The 22,917-nt window shown below is 57.1% G+C and carries 26 protein-coding genes and 1 tRNA gene; 15 read left to right on the top strand and 12 right to left on the bottom strand.

The features are described from left to right. Positions 1 to 2: 2 nt before the first annotated feature. The 3 genes from folK to tsaD are packed head-to-tail and all read right to left on the bottom strand — an operon-like array spanning position 3 to position 1,987. The gene (gene folK, locus SVU69_04045) at positions 3 to 560 is read right to left on the bottom strand and encodes a 2-amino-4-hydroxy-6-hydroxymethyldihydropteridine diphosphokinase (GenBank protein ID MDY6942165.1); all 558 of its coding nucleotides are present in this window, start codon (positions 558 to 560) and stop codon (positions 3 to 5) included. Further along, on the bottom strand, positions 526 to 915 hold the full coding sequence (folB, locus tag SVU69_04050; protein MDY6942166.1) for a dihydroneopterin aldolase: 390 nt from the start codon (positions 913 to 915) through the stop codon (positions 526 to 528). The genes folK and folB overlap by 35 nt, the downstream gene beginning before the upstream one ends. Before the next feature lie 31 nt (positions 916 to 946). Beyond that, complete coding sequence (gene tsaD, locus SVU69_04055) at positions 947 to 1,987, bottom strand: tRNA (adenosine(37)-N6)-threonylcarbamoyltransferase complex transferase subunit TsaD (GenBank protein MDY6942167.1); 1,041 nt, start codon at positions 1,985 to 1,987, stop codon at positions 947 to 949. Positions 1,988 to 2,144: 157 nt separating this feature from the next. On the opposite strand from tsaD, the gene rpsU reads away from it, so the two are divergent. The 6 genes from rpsU to SVU69_04085 all read left to right on the top strand — a co-directional run bounded on the left by rpsU (position 2,145) and on the right by SVU69_04085 (position 8,011). After that, positions 2,145 to 2,360: a 30S ribosomal protein S21 gene (rpsU, locus tag SVU69_04060; protein MDY6942168.1), complete on the top strand. Its 216-nt coding sequence runs from the start codon at positions 2,145 to 2,147 to the stop codon at positions 2,358 to 2,360. Positions 2,361 to 2,392: 32 nt separating this feature from the next. After that, entirely contained in the window at positions 2,393 to 2,839 is a 447-nt protein-coding gene (locus SVU69_04065) for a GatB/YqeY domain-containing protein (GenBank protein ID MDY6942169.1), read from the top strand. 77 nt (positions 2,840 to 2,916) lie between these two features. Then, positions 2,917 to 4,659, top strand: a complete 1,743-nt coding sequence (gene dnaG, locus SVU69_04070; protein ID MDY6942170.1) for a DNA primase — start codon at positions 2,917 to 2,919, stop codon at positions 4,657 to 4,659. 110 nt (positions 4,660 to 4,769) lie between these two features. Then, on the top strand, positions 4,770 to 6,635 hold the full coding sequence (gene rpoD, locus SVU69_04075; protein ID MDY6942171.1) for an RNA polymerase sigma factor RpoD: 1,866 nt from the start codon (positions 4,770 to 4,772) through the stop codon (positions 6,633 to 6,635). Between the two features lie 139 nt (positions 6,636 to 6,774). Then, a tRNA-Ile gene (locus SVU69_04080) sits at positions 6,775 to 6,851 on the top strand. A gap of 158 nt (positions 6,852 to 7,009) precedes the next feature. Continuing rightward, complete coding sequence (locus SVU69_04085; protein MDY6942172.1) at positions 7,010 to 8,011, top strand: HupE/UreJ family protein; 1,002 nt, start codon at positions 7,010 to 7,012, stop codon at positions 8,009 to 8,011. Positions 8,012 to 8,233: 222 nt separating this feature from the next. Here the strand turns inward: SVU69_04085 and SVU69_04090 are convergent, their stop codons facing one another. Then, positions 8,234 to 8,737, bottom strand: a complete 504-nt coding sequence (locus SVU69_04090; GenBank protein ID MDY6942173.1) for a MarR family transcriptional regulator — start codon at positions 8,735 to 8,737, stop codon at positions 8,234 to 8,236. Positions 8,738 to 9,101: 364 nt separating this feature from the next. Between SVU69_04090 and ectA the strand changes: the two genes are divergently transcribed. From ectA to SVU69_04115, 5 genes are all read left to right on the top strand, one after another. Then, positions 9,102 to 9,593, top strand: coding sequence for a diaminobutyrate acetyltransferase (gene ectA / locus SVU69_04095; protein MDY6942174.1), 492 nt, complete (start codon positions 9,102 to 9,104; stop codon positions 9,591 to 9,593). Further along, a complete protein-coding gene (gene ectB, locus SVU69_04100; GenBank protein ID MDY6942175.1) occupies positions 9,590 to 10,885 on the top strand; it encodes a diaminobutyrate--2-oxoglutarate transaminase in 1,296 nt (431 codons plus the stop codon). Before ectA ends, ectB begins: the two co-directional genes overlap by 4 nt. A gap of 67 nt (positions 10,886 to 10,952) precedes the next feature. Beyond that, positions 10,953 to 11,351 carry an ectoine synthase gene (locus tag SVU69_04105; GenBank protein MDY6942176.1) on the top strand — a complete coding sequence of 133 codons (399 nt, stop codon included), beginning with the start codon at positions 10,953 to 10,955 and terminating at the stop codon, positions 11,349 to 11,351. Between the two features lie 81 nt (positions 11,352 to 11,432). Further along, complete coding sequence (locus SVU69_04110) at positions 11,433 to 12,866, top strand: aspartate kinase (GenBank protein ID MDY6942177.1); 1,434 nt, start codon at positions 11,433 to 11,435, stop codon at positions 12,864 to 12,866. Positions 12,867 to 12,892: 26 nt separating this feature from the next. Further along, positions 12,893 to 13,717, top strand: coding sequence for a tetratricopeptide repeat protein (locus tag SVU69_04115; GenBank protein MDY6942178.1), 825 nt, complete (start codon positions 12,893 to 12,895; stop codon positions 13,715 to 13,717). Between the two features lie 156 nt (positions 13,718 to 13,873). Here the strand turns inward: SVU69_04115 and SVU69_04120 are convergent, their stop codons facing one another. Then, positions 13,874 to 14,542, bottom strand: a complete 669-nt coding sequence (locus tag SVU69_04120) for a TetR/AcrR family transcriptional regulator (protein MDY6942179.1) — start codon at positions 14,540 to 14,542, stop codon at positions 13,874 to 13,876. A 101-nt stretch (positions 14,543 to 14,643) separates the two neighbouring features. On the opposite strand from SVU69_04120, the gene SVU69_04125 reads away from it, so the two are divergent. Continuing rightward, positions 14,644 to 16,023 (top strand): FAD-binding oxidoreductase, encoded by a 1,380-nt coding sequence (locus SVU69_04125; protein ID MDY6942180.1) that lies wholly within the window; start codon positions 14,644 to 14,646, stop codon positions 16,021 to 16,023. A gap of 88 nt (positions 16,024 to 16,111) precedes the next feature. On the opposite strand, the gene SVU69_04130 is transcribed toward SVU69_04125, so the two are convergent. Further along, positions 16,112 to 16,681: a TetR/AcrR family transcriptional regulator gene (locus SVU69_04130; protein MDY6942181.1), complete on the bottom strand. Its 570-nt coding sequence runs from the start codon at positions 16,679 to 16,681 to the stop codon at positions 16,112 to 16,114. Between the two features lie 263 nt (positions 16,682 to 16,944). Here SVU69_04130 and SVU69_04135 point away from each other — a divergent pair, with 263 nt between their 5' ends. From SVU69_04135 to SVU69_04145, 3 genes are all read left to right on the top strand, one after another. Next, a complete protein-coding gene (locus tag SVU69_04135) occupies positions 16,945 to 17,637 on the top strand; it encodes a cytochrome P460 family protein (protein MDY6942182.1) in 693 nt (230 codons plus the stop codon). 124 nt (positions 17,638 to 17,761) lie between these two features. Then, complete coding sequence (locus tag SVU69_04140) at positions 17,762 to 18,157, top strand: DUF4383 domain-containing protein (protein MDY6942183.1); 396 nt, start codon at positions 17,762 to 17,764, stop codon at positions 18,155 to 18,157. 201 nt (positions 18,158 to 18,358) lie between these two features. Next, a complete protein-coding gene (locus SVU69_04145; GenBank protein ID MDY6942184.1) occupies positions 18,359 to 18,517 on the top strand; it encodes a hypothetical protein in 159 nt (52 codons plus the stop codon). A 34-nt stretch (positions 18,518 to 18,551) separates the two neighbouring features. Here the strand turns inward: SVU69_04145 and clpX are convergent, their stop codons facing one another. From clpX to cysE, 6 genes are read right to left on the bottom strand one after another with little or no spacing between them, the layout of a single operon-like run. Next, the gene (gene clpX / locus SVU69_04150; GenBank protein ID MDY6942185.1) at positions 18,552 to 19,838 is read right to left on the bottom strand and encodes an ATP-dependent Clp protease ATP-binding subunit ClpX; all 1,287 of its coding nucleotides are present in this window, start codon (positions 19,836 to 19,838) and stop codon (positions 18,552 to 18,554) included. Continuing rightward, positions 19,828 to 20,700 (bottom strand): nitrogen fixation protein NifM, encoded by an 873-nt coding sequence (gene nifM / locus SVU69_04155; GenBank protein ID MDY6942186.1) that lies wholly within the window; start codon positions 20,698 to 20,700, stop codon positions 19,828 to 19,830. Before nifM ends, clpX begins: the two co-directional genes overlap by 11 nt. Further along, on the bottom strand, positions 20,684 to 21,196 hold the full coding sequence (locus SVU69_04160) for a nitrogen fixation protein NifZ (protein MDY6942187.1): 513 nt from the start codon (positions 21,194 to 21,196) through the stop codon (positions 20,684 to 20,686). The genes nifM and SVU69_04160 overlap by 17 nt, the downstream gene beginning before the upstream one ends. Continuing rightward, on the bottom strand, positions 21,193 to 21,522 hold the full coding sequence (locus SVU69_04165; protein MDY6942188.1) for a nitrogenase-stabilizing/protective protein NifW: 330 nt from the start codon (positions 21,520 to 21,522) through the stop codon (positions 21,193 to 21,195). The genes SVU69_04160 and SVU69_04165 overlap by 4 nt, the downstream gene beginning before the upstream one ends. Positions 21,523 to 21,542: 20 nt before the next feature. After that, positions 21,543 to 22,097, bottom strand: coding sequence for a hypothetical protein (locus SVU69_04170; protein ID MDY6942189.1), 555 nt, complete (start codon positions 22,095 to 22,097; stop codon positions 21,543 to 21,545). Between the two features lie 11 nt (positions 22,098 to 22,108). Then, entirely contained in the window at positions 22,109 to 22,912 is an 804-nt protein-coding gene (gene cysE, locus SVU69_04175; protein MDY6942190.1) for a serine O-acetyltransferase, read from the bottom strand. Positions 22,913 to 22,917 lie beyond the last annotated feature (5 nt).

Below are 22,917 nucleotides of genomic sequence, written 5' to 3' on the forward strand. Positions count from 1 at the left end.
TTTTACTCCATGGCGCCCGCGTGATCGCCGGAAAAGTGGCCTAGCGCAAGCGGGGGATGCAGCGGCCACAGTGGTTGATCGCCGGTGTTGAACGACCGCCACAGGTCCGCGAACGTTCGCTTGAGTACCGGATGGCGCCGCTCCGGCGCCAATTCCGCCAACGGCCGCAGAACAAAGGCGTAGCGCAAAATGTCATCGCGTGGCAGCGAAACCGGCGGCCCCTGCTGGACCAAATCCCCATACAGGATCAGGTCGGCATCGAAGGTTCGCGAAACGAATCTTTCCGCCCCTCGGCGACGGCCGCATTGCGATTCGATCGCGCGCAGCGCCGCAGCCAGCTCGGAAGACGGCTCATCCGTGTCGAATCCCACCACCAGGTTGATAAAATTCTCACCTTCGAATCCCACCGGCGGACACTCGTAGACAGGGGAAAAACGCAAACGCCCGAAGCGCTGATGTAGCAAACCCAAACCCTGAACGATATGTTCACGGGGCGCAACGTTGCTCCCCAGGCTAAGAAAGACCTCAACCATCGGCAGGAATCCGGAGGGGTGGCTCATAATCGGGCTGCATCCGCTCGATCACCACACCCACATCCCGGGCGCCCCGCACGGCGCCGGCCTTATTCACCCGCAGACGAACCCAAGGCACATCGAATTCCGTCAGAATGATCTGCGCGACTCGCTCCGCCAACGTTTCCACCAGCTGAAACTCACTGGCCGCGACAAAGCCGATCAGACGCTTGGCCACCGCTTTGTAGTCCAAGGCGTGGGCAATATCGTCGTGCTCAGCCGCCCGGCCAATGTCGGTGGCCATATCCAAATCCAGACTGATCGTTTGCTTAACGCGACGTTCCCAATCGAAAACACCGATGACGGTGTCGATTTTGAGATCCCTCAAGTAGACGATATCCATAACCGCAGAAACCTTTTGACAAACCGCCGCGTCATACCGACACGGCTGAAAGCGAATCCAGGGGCCATCGCGGGCGGACCTGCAGCGACGAATCCCGCGAGACCTCATCACCCAAACGCTTGCATCCAGCAAGCGCAATCATGGCGCCGTTGTCAGTACAAAATTCCAATCGCGGGTAGGCCACATGCACACCGTTCTGCCGACCCAGCTCTTCCAACGATGCGCGAAGCCGTCGATTGGCGCCCACGCCGCCCGCAACCACCAACTGGGACAAGCCGGTCACGGTAAGCGCCCGGGCACTTTTTTCCCGCAACACGTCCACCACCGCATCTTGAAACGCTCGAGCCAAGTCTGCTCGGGCCTGATCACGCTCGCCAGGCTCGGAAATAGAATCAATCTGCCCCCGAACGGCATGTAATACGGCCGTTTTCAGACCACTGAAACTAAAATCCAAACCGGGACGATCCAGCATGGGACGCGGCAGATCGAACCGTCCCGGGCGCCCCTGTTCTGCCAGTTCGGCCAGAGCCGGGCCACCAGGATACGGCAGGGTAAGCAACTTCGCCGTCTTATCGAATGCCTCTCCGGCGGCGTCGTCCAGCGATTCGCCCAGCAACTGATAGCGCCCCACCCCATCGACGCGCACCAGCAAAGTGTGGCCACCGGATACCAATAGGGCCAAAAATGGAAACGTCGGAGGATCTTCCTCCAGAAGCGGCGATAAAAGATGCCCTTCCAAATGGTGCACCGGCACGCTGGGAAGATCCCAGGCCATTGCCAAGGACCGCGCAACGGTGGCGCCGACCATCAGCGCGCCCACCAAGCCAGGTCCTGCGGTGTATGCAATCCCGTCCAGCGACTCGTGCGTCTGCCCACTGGCGCTGAGCACTTCCCGAATTAAGGGCAGAAGCTTGCGAACATGGTCTCTGGACGCCAATTCCGGTACGACGCCGCCGAATTCGCGGTGCAGGTCAATTTGACTGTAAAGCGCGTTGGCAACCAATCCCCGCTCGTCATCGTAAATCGCCACGCCGGTTTCGTCACAAGACGTCTCAATTCCCAATACCCGCATAGTTATAAATCGCCCGTCACTTCTGTGTTTTGCAATTGTAACCTTACAAGGATAAACTTTGGCGCTTTCCCGGCTTTGGCGGCACAAACCAGAGCACGGGTTTTGTTGTCTCAAAATTCGCCGCTGGCTACCGGCGAAAGGCACAGGTGATGCTTTAATGCCAACTGTACGAGTTAAAGAAAACGAGTATTTCGATGCGGCTTTACGTCGTTTCAAGCGCGCATGCGAAAAAGCCGGCGTGCTGACCGAAGTACGTCGTCGCGAGTTTTACGAAAAACCCACGCAAGAGCGCAAGCGCAAGCGGGCCGCAGCCGTAAAGCGTCACTCCAAGCGCTTGCAGCGAGAGCAGCAACGCCGCACCCGCCCGTATTAAGCGCGGGCCATCGCGTTCCGAACCGAGCCATCATGTCCCTCAAAGACCGCATCCAGGACGACATGAAAGCCGCCATGCGCAGCAAGGAAAAAGCGCGTTTGGCGACCATTCGTATGCTGCTGGCGGCGATCAAACAGGTGGAAGTGGATTCGCGTGAAGCGGTCGACGACGCCGGCGTGCTGACCATTCTCGAGAAAATGGTCAAGCAGCGCCGGGAGGCCGCCGAACAGTACGATGCGGGCGGACGGGCTGAGCTGGCCGACAAAGAACGGGCGGAAATCGACATTTTGGCCGACTACCTGCCCACCCCGCTGACCGAAGCCGAAATCACCGACCTCGTCTCTCAAACGATCGCCGAATCGGGTGCGGAGTCGGTCAAAGACATGGGCAAAGTCATGGCGGGGCTCAAGAGCAAGATGCAGGGCCGAGCTGACATGGCCAAGGTCAGCGCCTTGGTACGCCAACGGCTATCCGGCTAACAACCATTGCTATACTGGCAGGGTTCCGCGCCAACGTCCGGCGCGGCGTTTAGGGCAAAACGCCCACGAGCTTCTCCATGGCCGGACCGATCCCCCAATCCTTCATCGATGAGCTGCTGTCGCGAGTCGACATCGTCGAGCTCATTGACAACCGTGTACCGCTAAAAAAAGCCGGTCGCGATTTCAGCGCCTGCTGCCCTTTTCACAACGAGAAAACGCCTTCCTTCACCGTCAGCCCCAGCAAACAGTTCTACCACTGCTTTGGCTGTGGCGCCCATGGCTCCGCCCTCGGCTTTCTGATGGAATTCGACAAACTCGAATTCCCAGATGCCGTTCGACAATTGGCGGAGCAAGTGGGCATGGAGATTCCGGCCAACGCGCAAGAACCCCACGCGCAGCCAGGGCACGCCGAGTTGCGGGCGCTGATGGATGAGGTCAAAGACTATTATCGGCAAGCACTCAAACAATCCTCCACTGCGATCGACTACCTCAAATCCCGTGGCTTGAGCGGACGTACCGCGGCCCAATACGCCATCGGCTACGCGCCAGCCGGGTGGAACAACCTGACCGAGCGCTTCGGGCGCGACCGCGAGAGGCAAAAGCAATTGCTCGCCGGCGGGCTGCTGATTCAAAGCGACAAGCAACCCAATCGCCGCTACGACCGATTCCGCAACCGGATCATGTTCCCCATCCGAGATCGACGTGGACGCACACTCGGCTTCGGCGGAAGGGCCATCGGCGACGACAGCCCCAAATACCTCAACTCACCAGAAACCCCACTGTTCCACAAAGGCCGGGAACTGTATGGATTGCACGAAGCCAAACAAGCCCATCAGCAGCTGACCCAGCTGCTGATCGTGGAAGGCTACATGGACGTACTCATGCTGGCCGAACACGGCATCACTCACGCCGTTGCAACACTGGGTACCGCCACCACCGGAGAACACATCCGCCAGCTGTTTCGGGTCGCGCCGGAACTGATTTTCTGCTTCGACGGCGACCGTGCCGGGCGCGAGGCCGCATGGCGCGCATTGGAACAGACCCTACCCTTCATGCGCGACGGGCATCGTGCGGGGTTTTTATTCTTACCTGAAGGCCATGATCCGGATTCGCTCATACGGGAACGAGGCCGGAGCGGTTTTGAACAGCTCGTCGGTCATCCGATACCGCTTTCAGAATTTCTCGTTAAGCGATTGAGCGAGACCATCGATATAACTCACGTCGATGGACGCGCTGCGTTGGTCGAGGCCGCAAAGCCGTATATTCAGAAAATCCCACCAGGAGCATTTCGGCTTTTGATGGAGGAACAACTCGCGGACTTTGCCCGTGTAAAAAGCGAAAAACTATCTATTCTTATGGGCAAGTCGGAGGATCAACGCCCCCGAGGCCGTCCTGGCAGGCCGCGCAGCCGCACCAGAATGACGCCCGTACGAAAACTGATCGCACTGTTGCTCAACGACATGACGCTGGCCTTGGGGGTCAAAGAAGTCGATCAACTCAGGGACGTCAATATTGAAGGCACAGAATTATTGGCCGACATCATTGAACTTGTGCAACAAAACCCCCATCTAAGGACTGGAGCACTGCTCGAGCATTGGCGAGGCCACCCAGCGGGCCCTCACCTCGCCAAACTGGCAGGCGTGTCGATGGAATTAGGCGGTGAAGACCTCACCCGCGAGTTCGAGGAATTACTCTCGTGGCTTCGACAACGGCAGCCGGGACAGCGATTGGAGAGCCTGCTGGAAAAGGCGCAAGAGACAGATTTGAGCGCTCATGAGCGTGAAGAACTACGACGTTTGCTGGCACAACGCCAAAATTAGCCGATATCCATGGCTTGAGAATACAGCGTCAAGATTCTATGCAACGCGATTTGGGTATTGTACAATGGTCGGTTTTAGCCGATCAATCAGCCAGGTGAAATAAATTAGTTATGAGCGAAGATCACCGTTCCCAGCTGAAGTCCCTCATCTCGAAAGGAAAGGATCAAGGCTATCTAACTTACGCGGAAGTTAACGATCACCTGCCCGACGACATCGTCGATCCGGATCAGATCGAAGACATCGTAGGCATGATCAACGATATGGGAATCGCGGTTCGCGAACACGCGCCCGATTCCGAAGAGTTGCTGCTATCCGATACAGCCGTCACCTCTGACGACGAAGATGACGCGGAAGAAGCCGTGGCTGCTTTGGCGTCCACAGTCGACTCCGAACTCGGCCGCACCACCGACCCCGTCCGCATGTACATGCGGGAAATGGGCACTGTGGAGCTTCTCACCCGGGAAGGTGAAATCAGCATTGCCAAGCGGATCGAAGAAGGCCAAAGCGAAGTACTGAAGGCGCTCGCGAGCTATCCGGCGTCGATCGAATACGTGCTCTCCGAGTACGACCGAATTGTCGAACAAGGCGGCCGATTGTCTGACCTGGTGGTGGGCTTTGTAGACCCCTCAGAGCTGGAAAATCAATTTACCGACGATGAAACCGGCTACGTCCCCCCTGAAATGGAGGCGGACGCGCAATCGGATGAAGCTCTGGAAGGGAGCGAAGACGAAGAAGATGCCGAAACGGCTGAAGCGGAAACCGGACCGGACCCGGAAGAAGTTGCAGCCCGCATGGTCGATCTTCGAAGCCAACTCGACAAGACGCTGACAGCGCTGCAAAAAAAGGGCATCAATCATCAAGACAGCCAGAGCGAACGACAAATGCTGCTGGCCATGTTCATGCACCTTAAGCTTTCACCACGGATCGTCCAGGAGCTCAGCGATCAACTGCGCGAGCTGGTGGATCAAGTGCGATCGATCGAACGGCAGATTCTCGATATCTGCGTGGTTCAGGCCGGCATGTCCCGCCGTGATTTCCTGCTGCAGTTCCAGGATCACGAAACGGAGACCACCTGGATCGACAAGCAGATCCGCGCTAAACGCAAGCACTCGGCGACCATCGCCCGCAACCGGGATGAAATCGTGCGCCTGCAGGAAAGCTTGAAGAAAATCGAGCAATCCACGTTGATACCCTTGCAAAACATCAAGGAAATCAACCGCCAGAAAAGCATCGGTGAGGCTAAAGCGCGGCGCGCCAAAAAAGAAATGGTGGAAGCCAACCTCCGGTTGGTCATCTCCATCGCCAAGAAGTACACCAATCGTGGCCTGCAGTTTCTGGACCTGATCCAGGAAGGCAATATTGGCTTGATGAAAGCCGTAGATAAATTCGAATATCGCCGCGGCTACAAGTTTTCCACCTACGCAACCTGGTGGATTCGCCAAGCCATCACGCGGTCCATTGCCGACCAAGCGCGAACCATCCGCATTCCGGTACATATGATCGAAACGATCAACAAACTCAATCGGGTTTCGCGCCAAATGCTGCAAGAAATCGGTCGGGAACCCACGCCCGACGAGTTGGCCGAAAAAATGGAAATGCCGGAGGACAAAGTCCGAAAGGTGTTAAAAATCGCCAAAGAGCCCATATCCATGGAGACGCCCATTGGAGACGACGAAGACTCTCATTTGGGCGACTTCATCGAAGACCTCAACATCGCCTCGCCGATGGAAATGGCCACTAAAGAGGGGCTCAGCGAAGCCACGCACAACATGCTGGCCACACTGACGCCTCGCGAAGCCAAAGTGCTGCGCATGCGCTTCGGCATCGAAATGAACACCGACCATACCCTTGAGGAAGTCGGCAAGCAATTCGATGTGACGCGTGAACGCATTCGGCAAATCGAGGCCAAGGCGCTCCGCAAACTCCGTCATCCCAGCCGGTCGGAGTCTTTGCGCAGCTTCCTCGACGAAAGCTGACCGATCGTTCGGAAGAACGAACGGCGTAAAACCCAAGGCACGCGTCGCCCATGTGACGCGTGCCTTCATTTTGGCTTATACTTCCGTGTCGCCCAACACCAGGGCGACCGTCTATTTTCGTCGACGCTTCTTTAAGCTAGGGCCTGTAGCTCAGTTGGTTAGAGCAGGGGACTCATAATCCCTTGGTCGTAGGTTCGAGTCCTACCGGGCCCACCACGCTCTTGGATCTGACGACCCGTCTTTTGTTCTCCACCCCCTGACTTTAAAAACCCAAATAACAAGCATATTCGTGCCAAACTATTGGGCGAACGATAAAACCCAAAAGACCAGAACAACGCTATGATTTCGGGTTCCCACGTGACGAAGCCACAGCCATGAAACGAAGGTATTGCGCGCTCTTTGGGCTGATCTTCGTCGTGCTTTCCGGCCTCTGTCCTCAAACGTTCGCCCATGAACTTCAGCCCAGCTCGCTAGCGCTGAAACAACTTTCAGGCGAGCGTTACGAGCTCATCTGGCGGGCACCGATCTACTACAACGAGCCCCATCCGGCCAAATTGCAATTGCCGGAACATTGGCAAATGCTGGTGGAACCTACAGTCCGGCAGCTGCCGGACTCGGCCGTTCATCGCTACCTCGTGACGGTCCCGGATGGTGGCATGGATGGCAGCATGATCCGTTTTATCGGCCTGGAAGCGACCATCACGGATGTGTTCGCGCGGATCACCTGGTTGGATGGCACGCAAACCACAGCCATGGCTCGGCCCGGAAAGCCGTGGCTGGAGATCGTCACCGAGCTCTCAGCCTGGCAAGTCGCCGGTGACTACACCATTCTCGGCGTTGACCACATCCTGTTTGGCTTCGATCACCTCAGCTTTGTCCTGGCCTTGCTGCTGCTGGTACAAGGCACGAAACGGCTGGTGATCACCGTGACATCCTTCACTTTGGCCCACAGCATTACCCTGGCAGGGGCGACTCTCGGCGTCGCTCGACTACCGGGCCCGCCGGTGGAGGCCACCATCGCTCTCTCGATCCTATTTCTGGCCAGCGAACTGGTGCGCGTTAATCGGGGTCGAGCCAGTTTAACGGCCCAATATCCGTGGGTGGTGGCCTTTGTATTTGGTTTATTGCACGGCTTCGGCTTCGCCGGCGCCCTCACCGAGGTGGGGCTGCCACAAAACGAAGTGCCGCTGGCGCTGCTGATGTTCAACGTGGGCGTGGAACTGGGTCAACTGATGTTCGTTGCGGCAATTCTGACCTTAATGGCTGTGATGCATCGTCTACGGAGTCATTGGCCCGAGTGGGCACGGCAACTGCCGGCGTATGGAATTGGCAGCGTTGCTGCGTTCTGGCTCATCGAACGCCTCAGCAGCTTCTAGGAAGAAGAGCGCCAAGCAGCCGTCATTCAACCATCGTGTTTGCGCCCCGAGCCCGAAACGCGCGGCTATCGCAGATATGGTTTTTCAGGAAACCCAACGGGTGACGTCGGCACTTATCGTTGACAGGGCTAGGCGACGCAAAATAACGAGCCATAACAACCCGGCGATTCCTCAATGAGACGCTCCGACAGGAAAGGGTGTCATAGCGTGCATCGGCTGCGATCAATCTTTCTCGGACTTATCCAAAGCGGTACTCTGCCGATCCAAAATCCCGATATCCAACACCGGCGACGCATCAATCCCCTCGGCGTCCATCATTTGTGCGACGCGCTGGAGCGCGGAGATCATCATCGCCTGCTCCCAATCCTGCAAGTTTCCGAATCGCCGTGCGAAATGCTCCTGCAAAGGAATTGGGGCCTCCTTCAACACATCATCAGCTCGACCCGCCAGGTGAGCGTGCACTTTCCGTTTATCCGCCTTAGAACGCTCCCGATACACCAATCCTCTTTTTTCGAGCCTATCCAAAATGGTGGTCACGGTTGCATGACTCAGACTGACTTCGTGGGCGAGCTCACCGATCGTCAGCTCGCGCTTGTCGCGAATGGCCCGCAAGAGCAATATTTGCGGTGCTGTCAGGCCGGTGGTCTTTGCCAGATATTTTGAGTGGAGATCTGTCGCCCGGATAACGCGACGCAAAGCCACTAAGACTTCTTCGATACGATTCAACGGCCTACTCTACCTAATAAGGCGTCCCTATAAAGAGCCGCCATTATAAGACCAGCTTATTTAGAAAACGAAGGTTTAGAACACCCGGCGCGCCCCCGGGAGCGAACGCCGGCAAACCGGAAGGAGCGGCACAACCGCCCAAACTAACGCTTGATACCCCATTCTCGCCTTCTGAACAGGCGATCACTGGAGCCGCAGGCTTATTTCGTGTAGAATACTTCCTGCTCTAATATTAGAATCAGACCATTGCACTTAATAATGGCTAATTAATAAAGACTTTTTGCTGCCTCGGCAAGTTAATTTATTTTGAGCGCTAAACATATAATCCGGATACGGAGGTTTTTTGTCCGCTTTGCATAATACCTTGCTCAGACCGCCCGTACTCGAAGACGGGATTCGGGTCTTTCGTTTAATAGAACGCTGCCCTCCGCTGGATACTAACTCCACATACTGCAACCTCCTCCAATGCAGCCACTTTTCGAACACATCGGTGGTAGCGGAGCGAGACAATGAACTGATGGGTTTTATTTCAGGCTATCTCGTGCCCGATCGTCCGGACACGCTTTTTGTCTGGCAAGTCGCCGTAGCAGAAAACGCGCGAGGCATGGGGTTAGCTTCGCGCATGCTCGCTGACATCCTGGCAAGAAATGAAGACCGCCGCATACGCTATCTGGAAACAACCATCACAGAAGACAATTCGGCGTCGTGGGCTTTATTTCGAAGATTGGCCTCCGCGCTATCCACAGAATTTCAATCATCCGCTTGGCTTGATAAGCAGCAACACTTCGATGGACAACACCAGTCGGAACTTCTCGTGCGCATCGGCCCAATAGACGGCGCAAAAGGATCACTATGAAAATTTTCTACGAAATCGAATCCGAGGTGCAGAGCTACGCCCGCTCCTTCCCGCGTGTCTTCACCCATGCCAAAGGTGATTTCATGTGGGATACCGAAGGCAACCAATATTTGGATTTCCTGGCGGGTGCCGGAACGCTTAACTACGGGCACAACAATCCGATACTAAAAAAAGTCCTGCTGGAATATATCGAGCGCGACGGGATCACCCATGGCTTGGACATGCATACGAAAGCCAAAGGTGAATTTTTGCAGTCTTTTAACGACACGATCCTCAAACCCCGGGGCATGGAATACATAGTGCAATTCACCGGCCCCACCGGCACCAATGCGGTTGAGGCGGCGATGAAGATCGCTCGCAACGTCACCGGGCAACAGAACATCGTCACGTTCACCAATGGGTTTCACGGCGTCAGCCTGGGTTCATTGGCGGCAACGGGCAATTCCCACCATCGCGATGCGGCAGGGGTCAGCCTGAACGGCACACACCGCATGCCCTATGACGGTTATCTTGGGGGGCAAATCGATACGACCGAGTATCTGGACAAGGTGCTGTCCGACTCCAGCAGCGGAATCAACTCCCCCGCCGCCGTGATCGTGGAAACCGTACAGGGTGAAGGAGGCATCAATGCCGCCAGTGCCGAGTGGTTACGCAACCTTCAAACAGTTTGCCGGAAGCATGGAATTCTGCTCATTGTTGATGATATCCAAGCGGGATGCGGCCGTACTGGGGACTTTTTCAGCTTCGAAAATGCCAGGATACAGCCCGACATCATCACACTGTCCAAGTCCTTGAGCGGTTACGGTCTTCCATTCGCCGTCGTCCTGATGAAACCGGAGCTCGACCGATGGAAACCCGGAGAGCACAACGGTACGTTCAGGGGGAACAATCTGGCTTTCGTGACCGCCAAGGCGGCCATAGATCATTATTGGACCGATAATACTTTTGCCAACGACGTCAAACGTAAGGGTCGTTATATTTCCGAGCGCCTGAAACGCATCGTCAGCGTATATGGCGAGGGAAATTTTTCAGCCAAAGGCCGCGGAATGTTTCAGGGGATCAATTGCGTCAACGGTGAGATCGCCGGAAAAATCACACGCAAAGCATTCCAAAAAGGGCTCATCATCGAAACCAGTGGCGCTGACGATCAGGTCGTCAAATTTCTATGCCCGTTAACAATCAGCGACGATAACCTCAAGAAGGGTATTGATATCGTTGAGTCGTCCGTGCAGGAAGTGTGCGCGAGTCAAGCCGAACTACCGGAAGAGAAAGTCTATTTTACAACGGCGTGACCCGGTCCGAAGCGACACCTGAGGCCCGCTTGTTCTATCTGACATTTGAGCTGACGAGGACAAAGAAATGATCGTAAGAAATTTGGCAGACGCCCGGCAGTCGAACCGAAGAATCGTCTCACCTGACGGAAACTGGGAAAGCACGCGCCTGCTGCTAAAAGACGATCACATGGGATTTTCCTTTCATATCACGACGATCTACAAAGGCGCCGATTTCCAAATGCACTACCAAAATCATTTGGAATCCGTTTATTGCCTATCGGGTACCGGCGAGGTTGAAACGGTTGGTGACAGAAAGAAATATCCCATAGCGCCGGGCACGATCTACATCTTGGACCAGCACGACAGACACATATTACGTGCTTTTTCAGAAATGACATTGGCTTGTGTATTTAACCCCCCGCTAAACGGAAATGAGGTACACAACGCCGAAGGTGCCTATGAGTTGGATGCAGAGGCCATTTAAGATCAGGAAAGATATCGGAAACTGTAACCCGTTCGGCTCCTGCCATGAGCCGATAAATTGATTATTAGCGCAAGAAAAATTATGCATACCGTTGAAAAAATCGGCGGCACGTCGATGAGCGACTATGTGTCCGTTAGAGACAACATCATTCTTAATAATCCAACAAATGATTATTACCAAAGAGTTTTCGTCGTTTCCGCGTATGGCGGCGTAACCAACCGGTTACTGGAACACAAAAAGAGCGGCCAACCGGGCATTTTCGCCTTGTTCGCGAGCGGCATCGACGACGATAGCTGGCTCACCGAATTTGAAGAACTCGGGAAAGCGCTTTTTGATATGAATCAACGTTTGTTTGGTTCTGGGATACCGCTCAAAAAAGCCGATGCCTTTCTCGCAGAACGACTCGATGACGCCAAACAGTGCCTGTTGGACTTACAAAGCCTTTGCCGCCACGGCCATTTTGCCCTAGACGCCCACCTCGCCACCGTCCGAGAGATGCTGGCTAGCATCGGCGAAGCACATAGCGCTTGGAACACCGCTCAGTTGCTAAAGCGGGATGGCGTAAACGCCTGTTTTGTAGACCTGACCGGCTGGCGCTCGAATCGCCATATCCCCTTGGACGACAGAATCCGTGCGGCATTTGACCAGATCGATCTGACCGAACAACTCCCCATCGTAACGGGCTATGCCCATAGCGACGCGGGCTTGATGTCGTCCTTCGATCGCGGTTATAGCGAAATGACCTTCAGCCGCCTCGCGGTGATTACTGGCGCGAAAGAAGCCGTAATTCATAAGGAGTTTCATCTAAGCAGCGCGGACCCACGCCTAGTGGGTGCGGCCAACGCCGTTCCAATCGGTCGCACCAACTACGATGTAGCGGATCAGTTGGCGAATCTGGGCATGGAGGCCATACACCCGAAAGCCGCCAAAGGCCTACGTCAAAACAGTATTCCCCTTCGGGTTAAAAGCACATTCGAACCGGAGCACACTGGCACCCTCATCACCGGAGACTATGTCAGCGATTCACCGCGTGTTGAGATCATCGCGGGATGCAAGGGGATCTATGCACTGGAATTGTTCGATCAGGAAATGGCTGGAAACCTCCATGGATACGACCGCGAGTTGTTGGCAATTATCACGCGCTTCAAGGGACACATCGTGTCGAAAGACATCAATGCGAATACCGTCACGCATTATTTGTCGACCAACTTAAAAACTCTGAAGCGGATACGGGCGGCCATGGAAGAACGCTTTCCAGGCGCTGAGATCGACCAACAAAAGGTCGCCATTGTTTCCGCAATCGGCAGCGACATGAAAATTCCCGGCATTTTGGCGAGGGCCGTCGGTGCCGTCGCGGACAAAGGCATCAGCGTTCTGGCGGTACACCAATCGATGCGTCAGGTCGATATGCAGTTCGTCGTTAACGAAGCGGACTACGAGGAAACAGTGAAAGGCCTCCATGCTGTGCTGGTGGAAATTCACGATCACGGACGTGCGATATGTCTCGCGTCGTAGCCGTGATCCTCTTGTTTTTCATCCTGATGCCACCATCCTCAAACGGAGCACCAGCGAAGGCGAGCGACGTGGACGATGCCGTGAGTACCTTGGACAAACCACTCTACTCCCCCTTCGTCGAACGGTACGTTCTCGATGAACTCAAGCAACTGCGTATCGATCAAGCATCGACAAAACAAGAGCTCATTCAGCAGATCGTCGATCGGGAGCATCAGTCCGTCGACCGCGCTGTCACCTACGCCACGGATACGGTGACGTATTTCTTTTACTTGATTGCCGGTGCGACATCCATCCTGCTACTGGTGGGGTGGACGTCCATTCGCGATATGAAAGAGCGGGTTCACTCGCTGGCGGACGAAGAAATTTCGAAACTCATCAGCGAGTACGAACAACGACTGGCCACCATTGAAACGGAACTACAACGAAAAACGCAGCATATCGAGGAAAACCGAGAGGAAATCGAATTATCCCGCGAGATCCAATCGCTTTGGCTAAGAGCGCAGCAAGAATCGTCGGCCACTAACAAGATCAACGTATACGATGAGATTTTGAAACTTCGCCATGACGATGGCGAGGCGCTGACCTACAAAGCCGACGCTGTGTTGGAGCTAAACGAACCCAAATGGGCCGCAAACCTGTGCAAGCAAGCCTTGGCGATCGACCCGGAGAACAGTCACGCCCTCTATCAACTCGCCTGCGCATACGCGCTGCTTGGCCGACACGAGTCCGCGATCGAGTGCTTACAACGGGCCATCGGTATCCGCGCAAGCTACGCCACCGATGCTGAAACTGAAGCGGCTTTCCAAGCCCTCCGCGAGACGCAGGATTTTCACGCCTTAGTCCATTCGTAGCATGCGCAGAACGAACCTCAGGTTGAGTTCGCTGAGGTTTGCAGCGAATTCTGACGGGATTGTCGACACACCTCTGATACTTTAGTGATGTTCGTTGAGGCAATTCCGGCCTTTGCGGCCGAGCTGCATCGCGCGCAAACCAAGGCCCAAGCGGCACTAAGGCTTGAGCAGATGGTCGAGATAGTCATCGAGCAACGGTTTGTGACCCGGCCAGTGGTATTCGCTGATGGTAATCAGGTTTAACGCGATCCCGTTCATGTGGCACAGCACGCCTTGCAGAACGAACGTCATCTCCGCGGCATTTTTGTCCGGAAATGCTTCCGACAGGCTGGGGGCGAATACCGCATTAAATTGCTCCTCTATTCTGGCGTGATGGACGAAAAAGCGGTTGTTGGACTCCGCACGGTCTTCGTTCAAGTACACCATCCTGAAACGGTCGGGATTGGCAAACCAATAATCCAGATAAGCGTGACACGCTTGGCGAAATCGCTGCCTAGCGTCGATTTGTGCTTGTTGGGATGCCAAAATCCGCTCAAACAGTTCGATAAAAAACTCGCCCCAAATGTGGTGCAGCAACTCGATCTTGCTTGGAAAATACCGGTACAGGGTCATAGCTCCCATACCGGCTTCGGCAGCGATTTTGCGCATGGAAACCGCCTCATAGCCTTCCTGTTCGAAAAGCGTCTTCGCCGCCCGAATGATCCGGGCTTCTTTTTCTGCGGCAACCGCGCGCCTCTGACGCGGCCTGCCTCGCCCCTGTGTCTGACTGATAGCCGATCCCTCCGTCTGCTGTGAATTGCAACATCTATGGCATGGCCAGTGGATGCCTCACCGAAGCCTTGATTATCCGTACGCGTACCGATTAATCTCGAACCATCCGACATCACGGCAGGCACGCCGTTATCAGAGGCCGAGAGAAACATACCATGTCTGACCCCATCGCCCGTGCAATGGCCCGAAATCACTCATTCTGGCAACACAAATACGGTTGCTACCAGCCCAACGAACCCCTCGGCGAAGGCGAGCATACGGTTGACGTGCTGGTGATCGGCGCCGGCTATACGGGCCTGACCGCGGCTCGGGAGATTCGGCGCGAAGCCCCCGAAAAAAGGGTGATGGTGCTCGATGCCCATGAGGTCGGCTACGGCGCCTCGGGACGAAACGGCGGCTTTAACATGACCTTGTTCGGCATCGAGCCGGAAGTCACCGTCTTGCGCTGGGGCAAAAACAAAGCTCGCGAAGCGCAAGCCTACATGCAACAAGCGGTCACCTACGTTCGGGAACTGATCGAGCGAGAACGCCTGGATTCCGACTATGAAAACACCGGCCTGTGGCGCGTCGCCTACACCCACCAGCAGGAAAAACGACTTCGGAAAACCTACGAATTGCTGAGCGAGCTCACCATGCCGGGCCGATACACATTTCTCGACCATGCCACGGTCCAGGCAAAACTCAACGCGCCGAACATCAGAGCCGCCATATTCGAGCCGGACACCGGCATACTCGACCCCTGCAAACACGTTCGCAATCTCAAAACGCTGGCCGAAAAGGGCGGCGCCGAGATCTACGAAAACACGACCGTAACGCATCTGAGCAAGCAGCCCGATCTCATTGTCGCGAAAACCGCCAACGCGACCATCAAGGCGAACAAACTCATTCTCGCAACCAACGCTTGGTCACACACCCTAACGGGTCTGCCCAAGGTCAAGCACCGACAAACCCCGGTTTGGACTTACCAAATCGTGTCCGATCCGCTCACCGAAGAGGAATGGGAAACCCTCGGCTGGCAAGATCGCATGTCCATCGAAGACAACCGGCAGTTTGTGCACTACCTGCGCATCACGAAATGTGGACGGATCACCCTGGGCGGAGGCAACGTGGGCGTCGAGTATGGCAAGTCCATGGACCAGTGGCACGCGCCGACGATCTGGAAAGACCTGGAAGATCATTTCCGCTGGTTGTTCCCGTCACTGGGGAATAAAAAAATTCATTACAAATGGGGTGGCGCCATATCCGCGAACCTGGACCTGGTGCCCGAGATCGGTTTCATCGGCGATGAAAACATCATTTACTCCACCGGTTGCATCGGACACGGCGTATCGCTCACCCAACTCAACGGTCGCCTGCTTGCTGATCTCGTGTTGGAAAAAGATACCGAGTTGAGCAAGTTTTGGATCGTGAAGCGACACGCCATCCCCCTGCCACCCGGGGACCTGCTCCCCTATCTCGGCGTTAAAGCCATCGTCGGCGTGTTGAAAGGCATCGACCGGTATGAGGAACGGGAACTGCACCGGGACAAAAATTGACGCCGGCCCCTGCAGAGGGTCCGATAACTGCCCGCCCCGAGACCACAACATCTTGAGCGAAGCCACCGATCACTCCCCGCCGGTTGAATCACGCCGGAGCCGCATCTTCGATAATCCGTACGGCCACCGCTTTGGCTTTGGCCGCGGCGGAATGGTCGCCGGTGACATGGGCCACGGCCGTCGCTCCTTCATGCAGTAAATTAATCTCTTCAGCGACCCGCGCCGGGTCCGCCAATTCGGCCGCTCGGGCGAGTTCTTCGAAATAGGCAATCACCAACCGCTTGTGCAACAGCGCTTCCTGATAGACCGGATTTCGCCGATCGCCATGCTCGCCGACCGCGCTGATAAACGGACACCCGTAAAAGGACCGGCTCTTAAACCAGCCTTCCAGGTAATCGAAAGTCGCCAGAAGTTTCTGTTGGGGATCCCGGGTCGTTGCATCCACAACGCGGCGCATGTCGTCCCGACCCTGCTGATCGATTCGCTGCAGTACGGCGACAATCAGCCCCTCTTTGGAGCCGAAATGGCGGTATAGCGTGGTCTTGGCGATTCCGGCCTCGGCAATGACCCGATCCACGCCCGCGGCGTGATAGCCCAAGCGGTTGAATAGTTCGGTCGCCACCGCCAACAGATGCTCCCGCTTTTCCTCTCGTTTCACTCAGCGACCCCAAAAAATACCCATCTGTACATTTCAAGAAGATCGAATCCTAGCGCACACAACCTGCGCAAGATCCCGAAAGACGCCATATTAACACGAATTTCACACAGAATTTCGTCTCTCCGCCTTGACAATCGATACAGACCTGTCTATTTTTCCCGCTTAACGATACCGATCTGTATCGTTTATTTGCCAGACAACACCATCGAACCGCTGGCGACACAAAGGGAAGTCGCACCGAAACCTCTACCAGGAGAACCGCCATGAAACATCTCAGTTCGCAGATCCGCGATCGCTATCCATGCCACGCGACAACACCGATACCGACCCAACCGGAAAACGATCTACAGACGAATGGCTTGAGCGCGATCAAACGGACAATGATCGGCGCAGCCGCCGCATTTATCGTCGGCGCCACACTTGGATTCACCACCACCGCGCAGGGAGAACCGGCAGCCGACTACGAGCCTCAATGGACAGCGGACGGCGAACTTGTACTCCCAAGAGACTTCCGGACATGGGTATTTCTCGGTGCTCCACTCACCCCTAACGCACTCAACGATGGCAATGCCGGATTTCCCGAGTTCCATAACGTGTACGTTCAACCCCATGCGTACCGGGCATATCGCGAAACGGGGACGTTTCCCGAAGGCACCATCTTGGTGAAAGAGCTGCAGCTAACCGTGGCGGGAGATGACCCCAACGGTTCCCGGCTGGAGGCTTCAGGCCGCGGCTATTTCCCGGGTAATCGCAACGGAATCGATATCTCGGTCAAAGACAGCAAGCAATTCAAAGAGACCAACGGCTGGGGGTTTTTCAACTTCGGGCACCACGCCCCACCGTATGCCGAAACGGCTCCGGCCGCCCCGAAGGACGCTTGCGCCGGATGTCATATTGCCAACGCCACGGACATGGTTTTCACCAAGTTCTATCTACCGATCCTTCAAGCCGAGTAGGCACGCTGTGGCCGTCCGCCGGCAAACCGCCCCACCGTGGCCAGGCCCACAACGGACCCTCCGCGATAGGGACTGAAAACCAGCTGCCGCACTGATCTTTATCATTTCAACGAGGAACAACACCATGAGCCACATCACCAGTAAACATCTCTGCATCGCCTTCGGTATCGCGTTTCTCGGTGCCGGGCTATTGGGCTTCGTGCCCAATCCCCTCGTCGCCCCGGAGGGGATTTTTGAGGTAAACCTTGCCCACAACCTCGTACACATCGGCACCGCGTTGGTCTTTATAACCGCCGCGTTTGGGTCCGAGGCCACGGCAAGAACCACCGTCCAGGCCGTGGGGCTGGCTTACGTCGGCGTCACCGTGCTGGGTTTTTTGCTGAACGGCCACTTGCTGCTGGGCCTTGTCCACATCAACGAAGCGGACAAATGGCTACACGCGGGACTCGCCCTGGTGATTCTGGGAGCGGGCTTCGGCCTCCCCAAGCGTCATACGCGCCAAGCGACCCTGGGCATTTAGCGTCCGGTTAAACCGCCCGACCCGCCCCCGGGACCCGGTAAGCGGGTCGGGTATTAAATGGGGCCGCGCGCTCGTGCCGTCGACCCATCGTCACGAAAACGCCGCATCGGCGCAGCCCAGCCCCCGATTGCGGTAGACTGCTCAGTGTCCACCCGCGCCATATCGGCGGGGGATGTGAACCCGCTTCAGCTCGAGTGTGTCGTGGTCAGATCGGAATGTGTTGTCCTGGTGCTGTTCGCACTCGCCCTGTTGACCCACGGCTACCGCTCCCGTCGAAAGAGTCATCAGCGGACTGAGATGATCCTGGCGTTCGTACTCGGTGCCGGGGTTTTACTGGGCGCGTTGATTCGTTGCGGCTGAACGCTGCCCCGCGCACCCGTAAGCACAAAGCGGTTCAACCGGCACGCTCTTCCAGCGGCTCGCCCACCGCATCATCCGCGCCCTCCAGCATCACCTCGCCCTCGCCGTCTACCGCGGCTTTGTTCACACGGCAGCGCACCACTCCAGGCCGCGACGGCAATTCGAACATGGTGCGCTCCAGAAGGCCTTCGAGGACACCCCGCAATCCCCGGGCACCGGTGCCCCGTGCCAAGGCCTGCTCGGCAACGGCCTCCAGCGCATCGGGATCGAACTGCAAATCCACCTGATCGTAGCGGAACAACTGCTGGAACTGACGGATAACGGCGTTTTTCGGCTCCACGAGGATACGAACCAACGCGGCGACATCCAAAGGCTCCAGCGCGGTGATAATGGGGAAGCGACCGATAAACTCCGGTATCAACCCGAAATGCTTGAGATCTTCCGGGTGAACATCATCGAATCGATCGCCGCCGGGCGCCTGCTCCTGCACCTCCGGCAAGGAGGCGCCGAAGCCGATCCCATGGCTTTGGGGTTGACGACGGGTTTCCATCACCTTTTCAAGACCGGCAAACGCCCCGCCGGCGATAAACAGAATGTTGCGGGTATCGAGCACCACCCGCTCAGCGCTGTCCTTGCGGCGACCTTTATCAGCCAGTTTGACCTGCGTCCCCTCCACCAGTTTGAGCAGGGCCTGTTGTACGCCCTCGCCGGACACGTCCCGCAAGCCGTGAGACAAATCGCCCCGCCGTGCCAGCTTGTCGACCTCGTCCAGATAGACAATCCCCCACTGCGCCAGTGTGGCGTCGCCATCTGCGGCATCCAGCAAGCGCAGCAGGATGGACTCCACATCGTCGCCCACGTAGCCCGCCTGGGTCAGGGTGGTGGCGTCCACCACCACGAACGGCACGCCGACGATTCGGGCCAGGGTGCTGGCAATCAGTGTTTTCCCCGTGCCTGACGGTCCCAGCAAGAGGATATTGGATTTATCTATTTCCACTCGATCGGCCGCCATCCCCATGCCATCGCTTTCGCTTTCCGAAACCAACCGCTTGTAATGGTTGTAAACCGCGACCGACAGGGTTTCCTTGGCATTTTCCTGCCCGATCACATACTGATCCAGCAGCCGCTTGATCTCGCTGGGAATGGGCGGCTTATTCACCGGCATGGCGGTGGCGCGGCGACGCCCCCAACTGCTGACCACTTGGTTCGCCAGCCGCACACAGGATTCGCAGATGTGGCCGTCCAATCCCGCGATCAGCGGTACCTCGGCGCTTTGCTCGGTGGCGCAGAACGAACAATGAATGGCTTTCTTACCGGTCATGGGTCGGTCCTCTTAATGTTTTTAACCACGCCTTTTGGCAAACCCGGCGGCTGCGCCGGTCCAGCACCTGGCGAATCTGCTGCCTCACCTCCGTCAGCGGGATAGACTGTGCCGTTTCGATCTTCTCGCAGCGTACAATGTGATAGCCCATTTCTGTCTCCACCACATCGCTGACCTCACCGGCACGCAAGCGAAACAATGCCCGATCCAGTTCCGGGTAGAGGGTGCCCCGTTCCACCGCCCCCAAAAGCCCCCCTTCCAGCGCGCTGGGACATTCCGAGTGCTGCTGCGCCAGCGCGGCAAAGCAGCGCGGATCGCGCCGTACGCGGCTGGCCCAGCGTTCGATTCGATCGCGCGCCACTTCCGGGGTGTTTTCCGAGAACGCAGGATTAACGGTCACCAACAGGTGGCGCGCCACCCGCCGCTCCGGGCGGACATAGCGATCCTGATGCAGTTCGTAGAAAATCTGCACATCCAGATCACTGATCTCGGGGCGACGGGCACCAATGCGGTTCATCACGGCATCGAATACCAGCTCCCGCCGCAAGGCGCGGCGCAGGGTCGATTCGCTCAGTGAGTTTTGGTCCAAATCGTTCAGAAACGCTTCGCGGCCAGCGTAGCGGCTCGCCACTTCGGCCACAGCTTGATCCAACCGGGACTCGGGAATGACCACATCGCGGGCCTCGGGCGCCGTGAGCACCAACGATTCAGTCGCGAATGTCTGATCCGCCCGGCGTACCGCTTCCTGAAGCTGGCTGTCACTGAGCTGGGTGGGAATTTTGGAAAAGCACTCAAGGGCGCCGCGCAATAAGTGATACGCATACTCCGGCGGCCGGGAAACGGGCTTACGAGCGGGTAGCATGGCGCAACGCCTCGTTTCGCCCCTGGGAGACCGGCGGCTCGTCGGCCTCGCCCGACGCACAAGGCGCCGCTTCTAATGCCGACTCGGGCACCTGCAGGGTTCGTCCGGGAAAGCGCACGTGGTACTGCACGTTGTGCGGATCGTCCCGCAGTACTTTGAGTATTTCGCCCATCGCACCCTGTTCGGCCACCGTTTCACCGCGAACAGCCAGTCGTTTGGTGCTGCAAACCTTGTCGCGGAACTCGAACCGGCTGGGCACCCACGGCTCGTCACCGCCGATCAGTTCTTCTTCCCGGCAGCCCACCAAGCGATCGCGCTCTACAAAATGCACCGAGTAGATGATCTGGTCCTGCAGAAACGTGCCCACATCGCGGACATAACCCATCTCGCCCCGGCGAACCAGAAGCTCACCCACCTCGGAGCCGGGAAAGGTGCCATCATTGCGCACGTTACGGATGACCCGAACCTGGCTGCCAGCGACGAAACGGGTTTTCATGACCTCGGCGATTTCAGCTGAGTGATGGGCACGAACGCCTGTTTGGACTGCTGATCGTGAAAGACCTTGAACACCTTCTCGGTCAGGGCATCGGAGCAGACGAAGTCATCGTAGGCGCGCCGCAGCAAATCGGCGTGCTGCTCGAAGCGCAGATCATCACTCATCGGTTCGTCGCCCACCGCCGCCACGTAGTCGTGAAAACGCTGCAGAATGTGCAGGCGATTCACATGCACCACCGCGGGGTCGTAATCAATACCGAAGTAGTCCAGAAAATCCTCGGCACTGCTCAACTCATCCAAGTCCATCGCCAGATCACGCTGTTCCATCGTCTCGGCCCTCGGTGGATTCAGTAGCTCATGCTCACCACGCCGGCGGCATCCTCCGGCACCGGATGGAGCGCTCGATCGTCGGCCTGCCCCCGCGCGCTCAACTCCCGCAGAAAGTGGGAACGGAACTGGTCGTTCGGATCGAGCTCTTCCAATTTGTCCAGCCGCTCGCGTGCCCGGTCGGGGTCGTCGATCCGCAGCAAGAGAAACGCCGATGCCTTGAGCGCCAGCAAATAAAACCGCGTCAGACCCATGGAGACCATCACCCCGTAACCCAGCTCCCGCAGGCGCAGCGCCCGCCAACCATCGTCGAATCCCAGCATCCGCCCCGCAGCGTTCAGTGCCCGCTCCGAGACCATCAAGGCGTCGTCATAGCGGTGCTGGTAGTAGTAGTAACGATACAAAGCCACCAGCACCGTCAGGTTCTCCGGCTCCAGAAAATAACTCCGCAGCAGCAGGCTTTCGCTATCCCGGGCCGGGTAAGCGTCTGCCGCCTGCTGCAACAGCTGTTCGAGTTCCCCTGACAGGGGGGCGTCGAAGTACAGGTCTTCGCCTTCAAAATCCAGAAAATCCATCGATCTTGTCCTCAACTCCGATCGGGCGTTTCCGCCCCCATCATCAGCGGTTCGGTTTCACACACATCCCGGGCCTCGCAATCCACGCAGTCCTCGGGCGAAGAGACGGCGATCCGCTCACCATCGGCACCGGTCAGATGCTGTTCCAACACCCGGATGCGCTCGAGCAGGCAGGAAATCGCACCCGCCACCGGATCCGGAATCAAATGGTGGTTCAAGTCCACCCCGTACGGATTGAGCTCCGGCGAAACGGTGCTTTGCACCACCTTCCCCGGAATTCCCACCACCGTGCGGTGAGCCGGAACGTCCTTGATCACCACCGAGTTGGCGCCGACCTTGACGCCCTCGCCCAGTTGAATGGGTCCCAGGATCTTGGCGCCGGCACCCACCACCGCGCCATGGCCGAGGGTGGGGTGGCGTTTGCCCTGGCGCCAGGACGTGCCGCCCAAGGTGACGCCGTGGTAGAGCGTCACATCGTCGCCCAACTCGGCGGTCTCGCCGATCACCACCCCGGCCCCGTGGTCGATAAACAGCCGCCGCCCGATCCGCGCGCCGGGATGAATGTCGATGTTGGTCCAAATTCGGGCGATGTAAGACAGCAAACGGGCGGGGTAGAAGCGTTTGCGACGCCAGAGCCGGTGGGCCAAACGGTGGATCAGCAGCGCGTGCACGCCCGGGTAGGTGGTCAATACGTCCAGTCGATCCCGCGCGGCTGGATCACGTTCGAACACGCAGCCCACGTCTTCCCGCAATTGCCCCCAGAACCCCGGCGGATGGGTAGCTTTTCGTTCCTCATCGCGAATTATCGCAGCCATATCTC

Source organism: Pseudomonadota bacterium, from assembly GCA_034189865.1.
In the GTDB taxonomy this organism is placed as follows: domain Bacteria; phylum Pseudomonadota; class Gammaproteobacteria; order UBA5335; family UBA5335; genus JAXHTV01.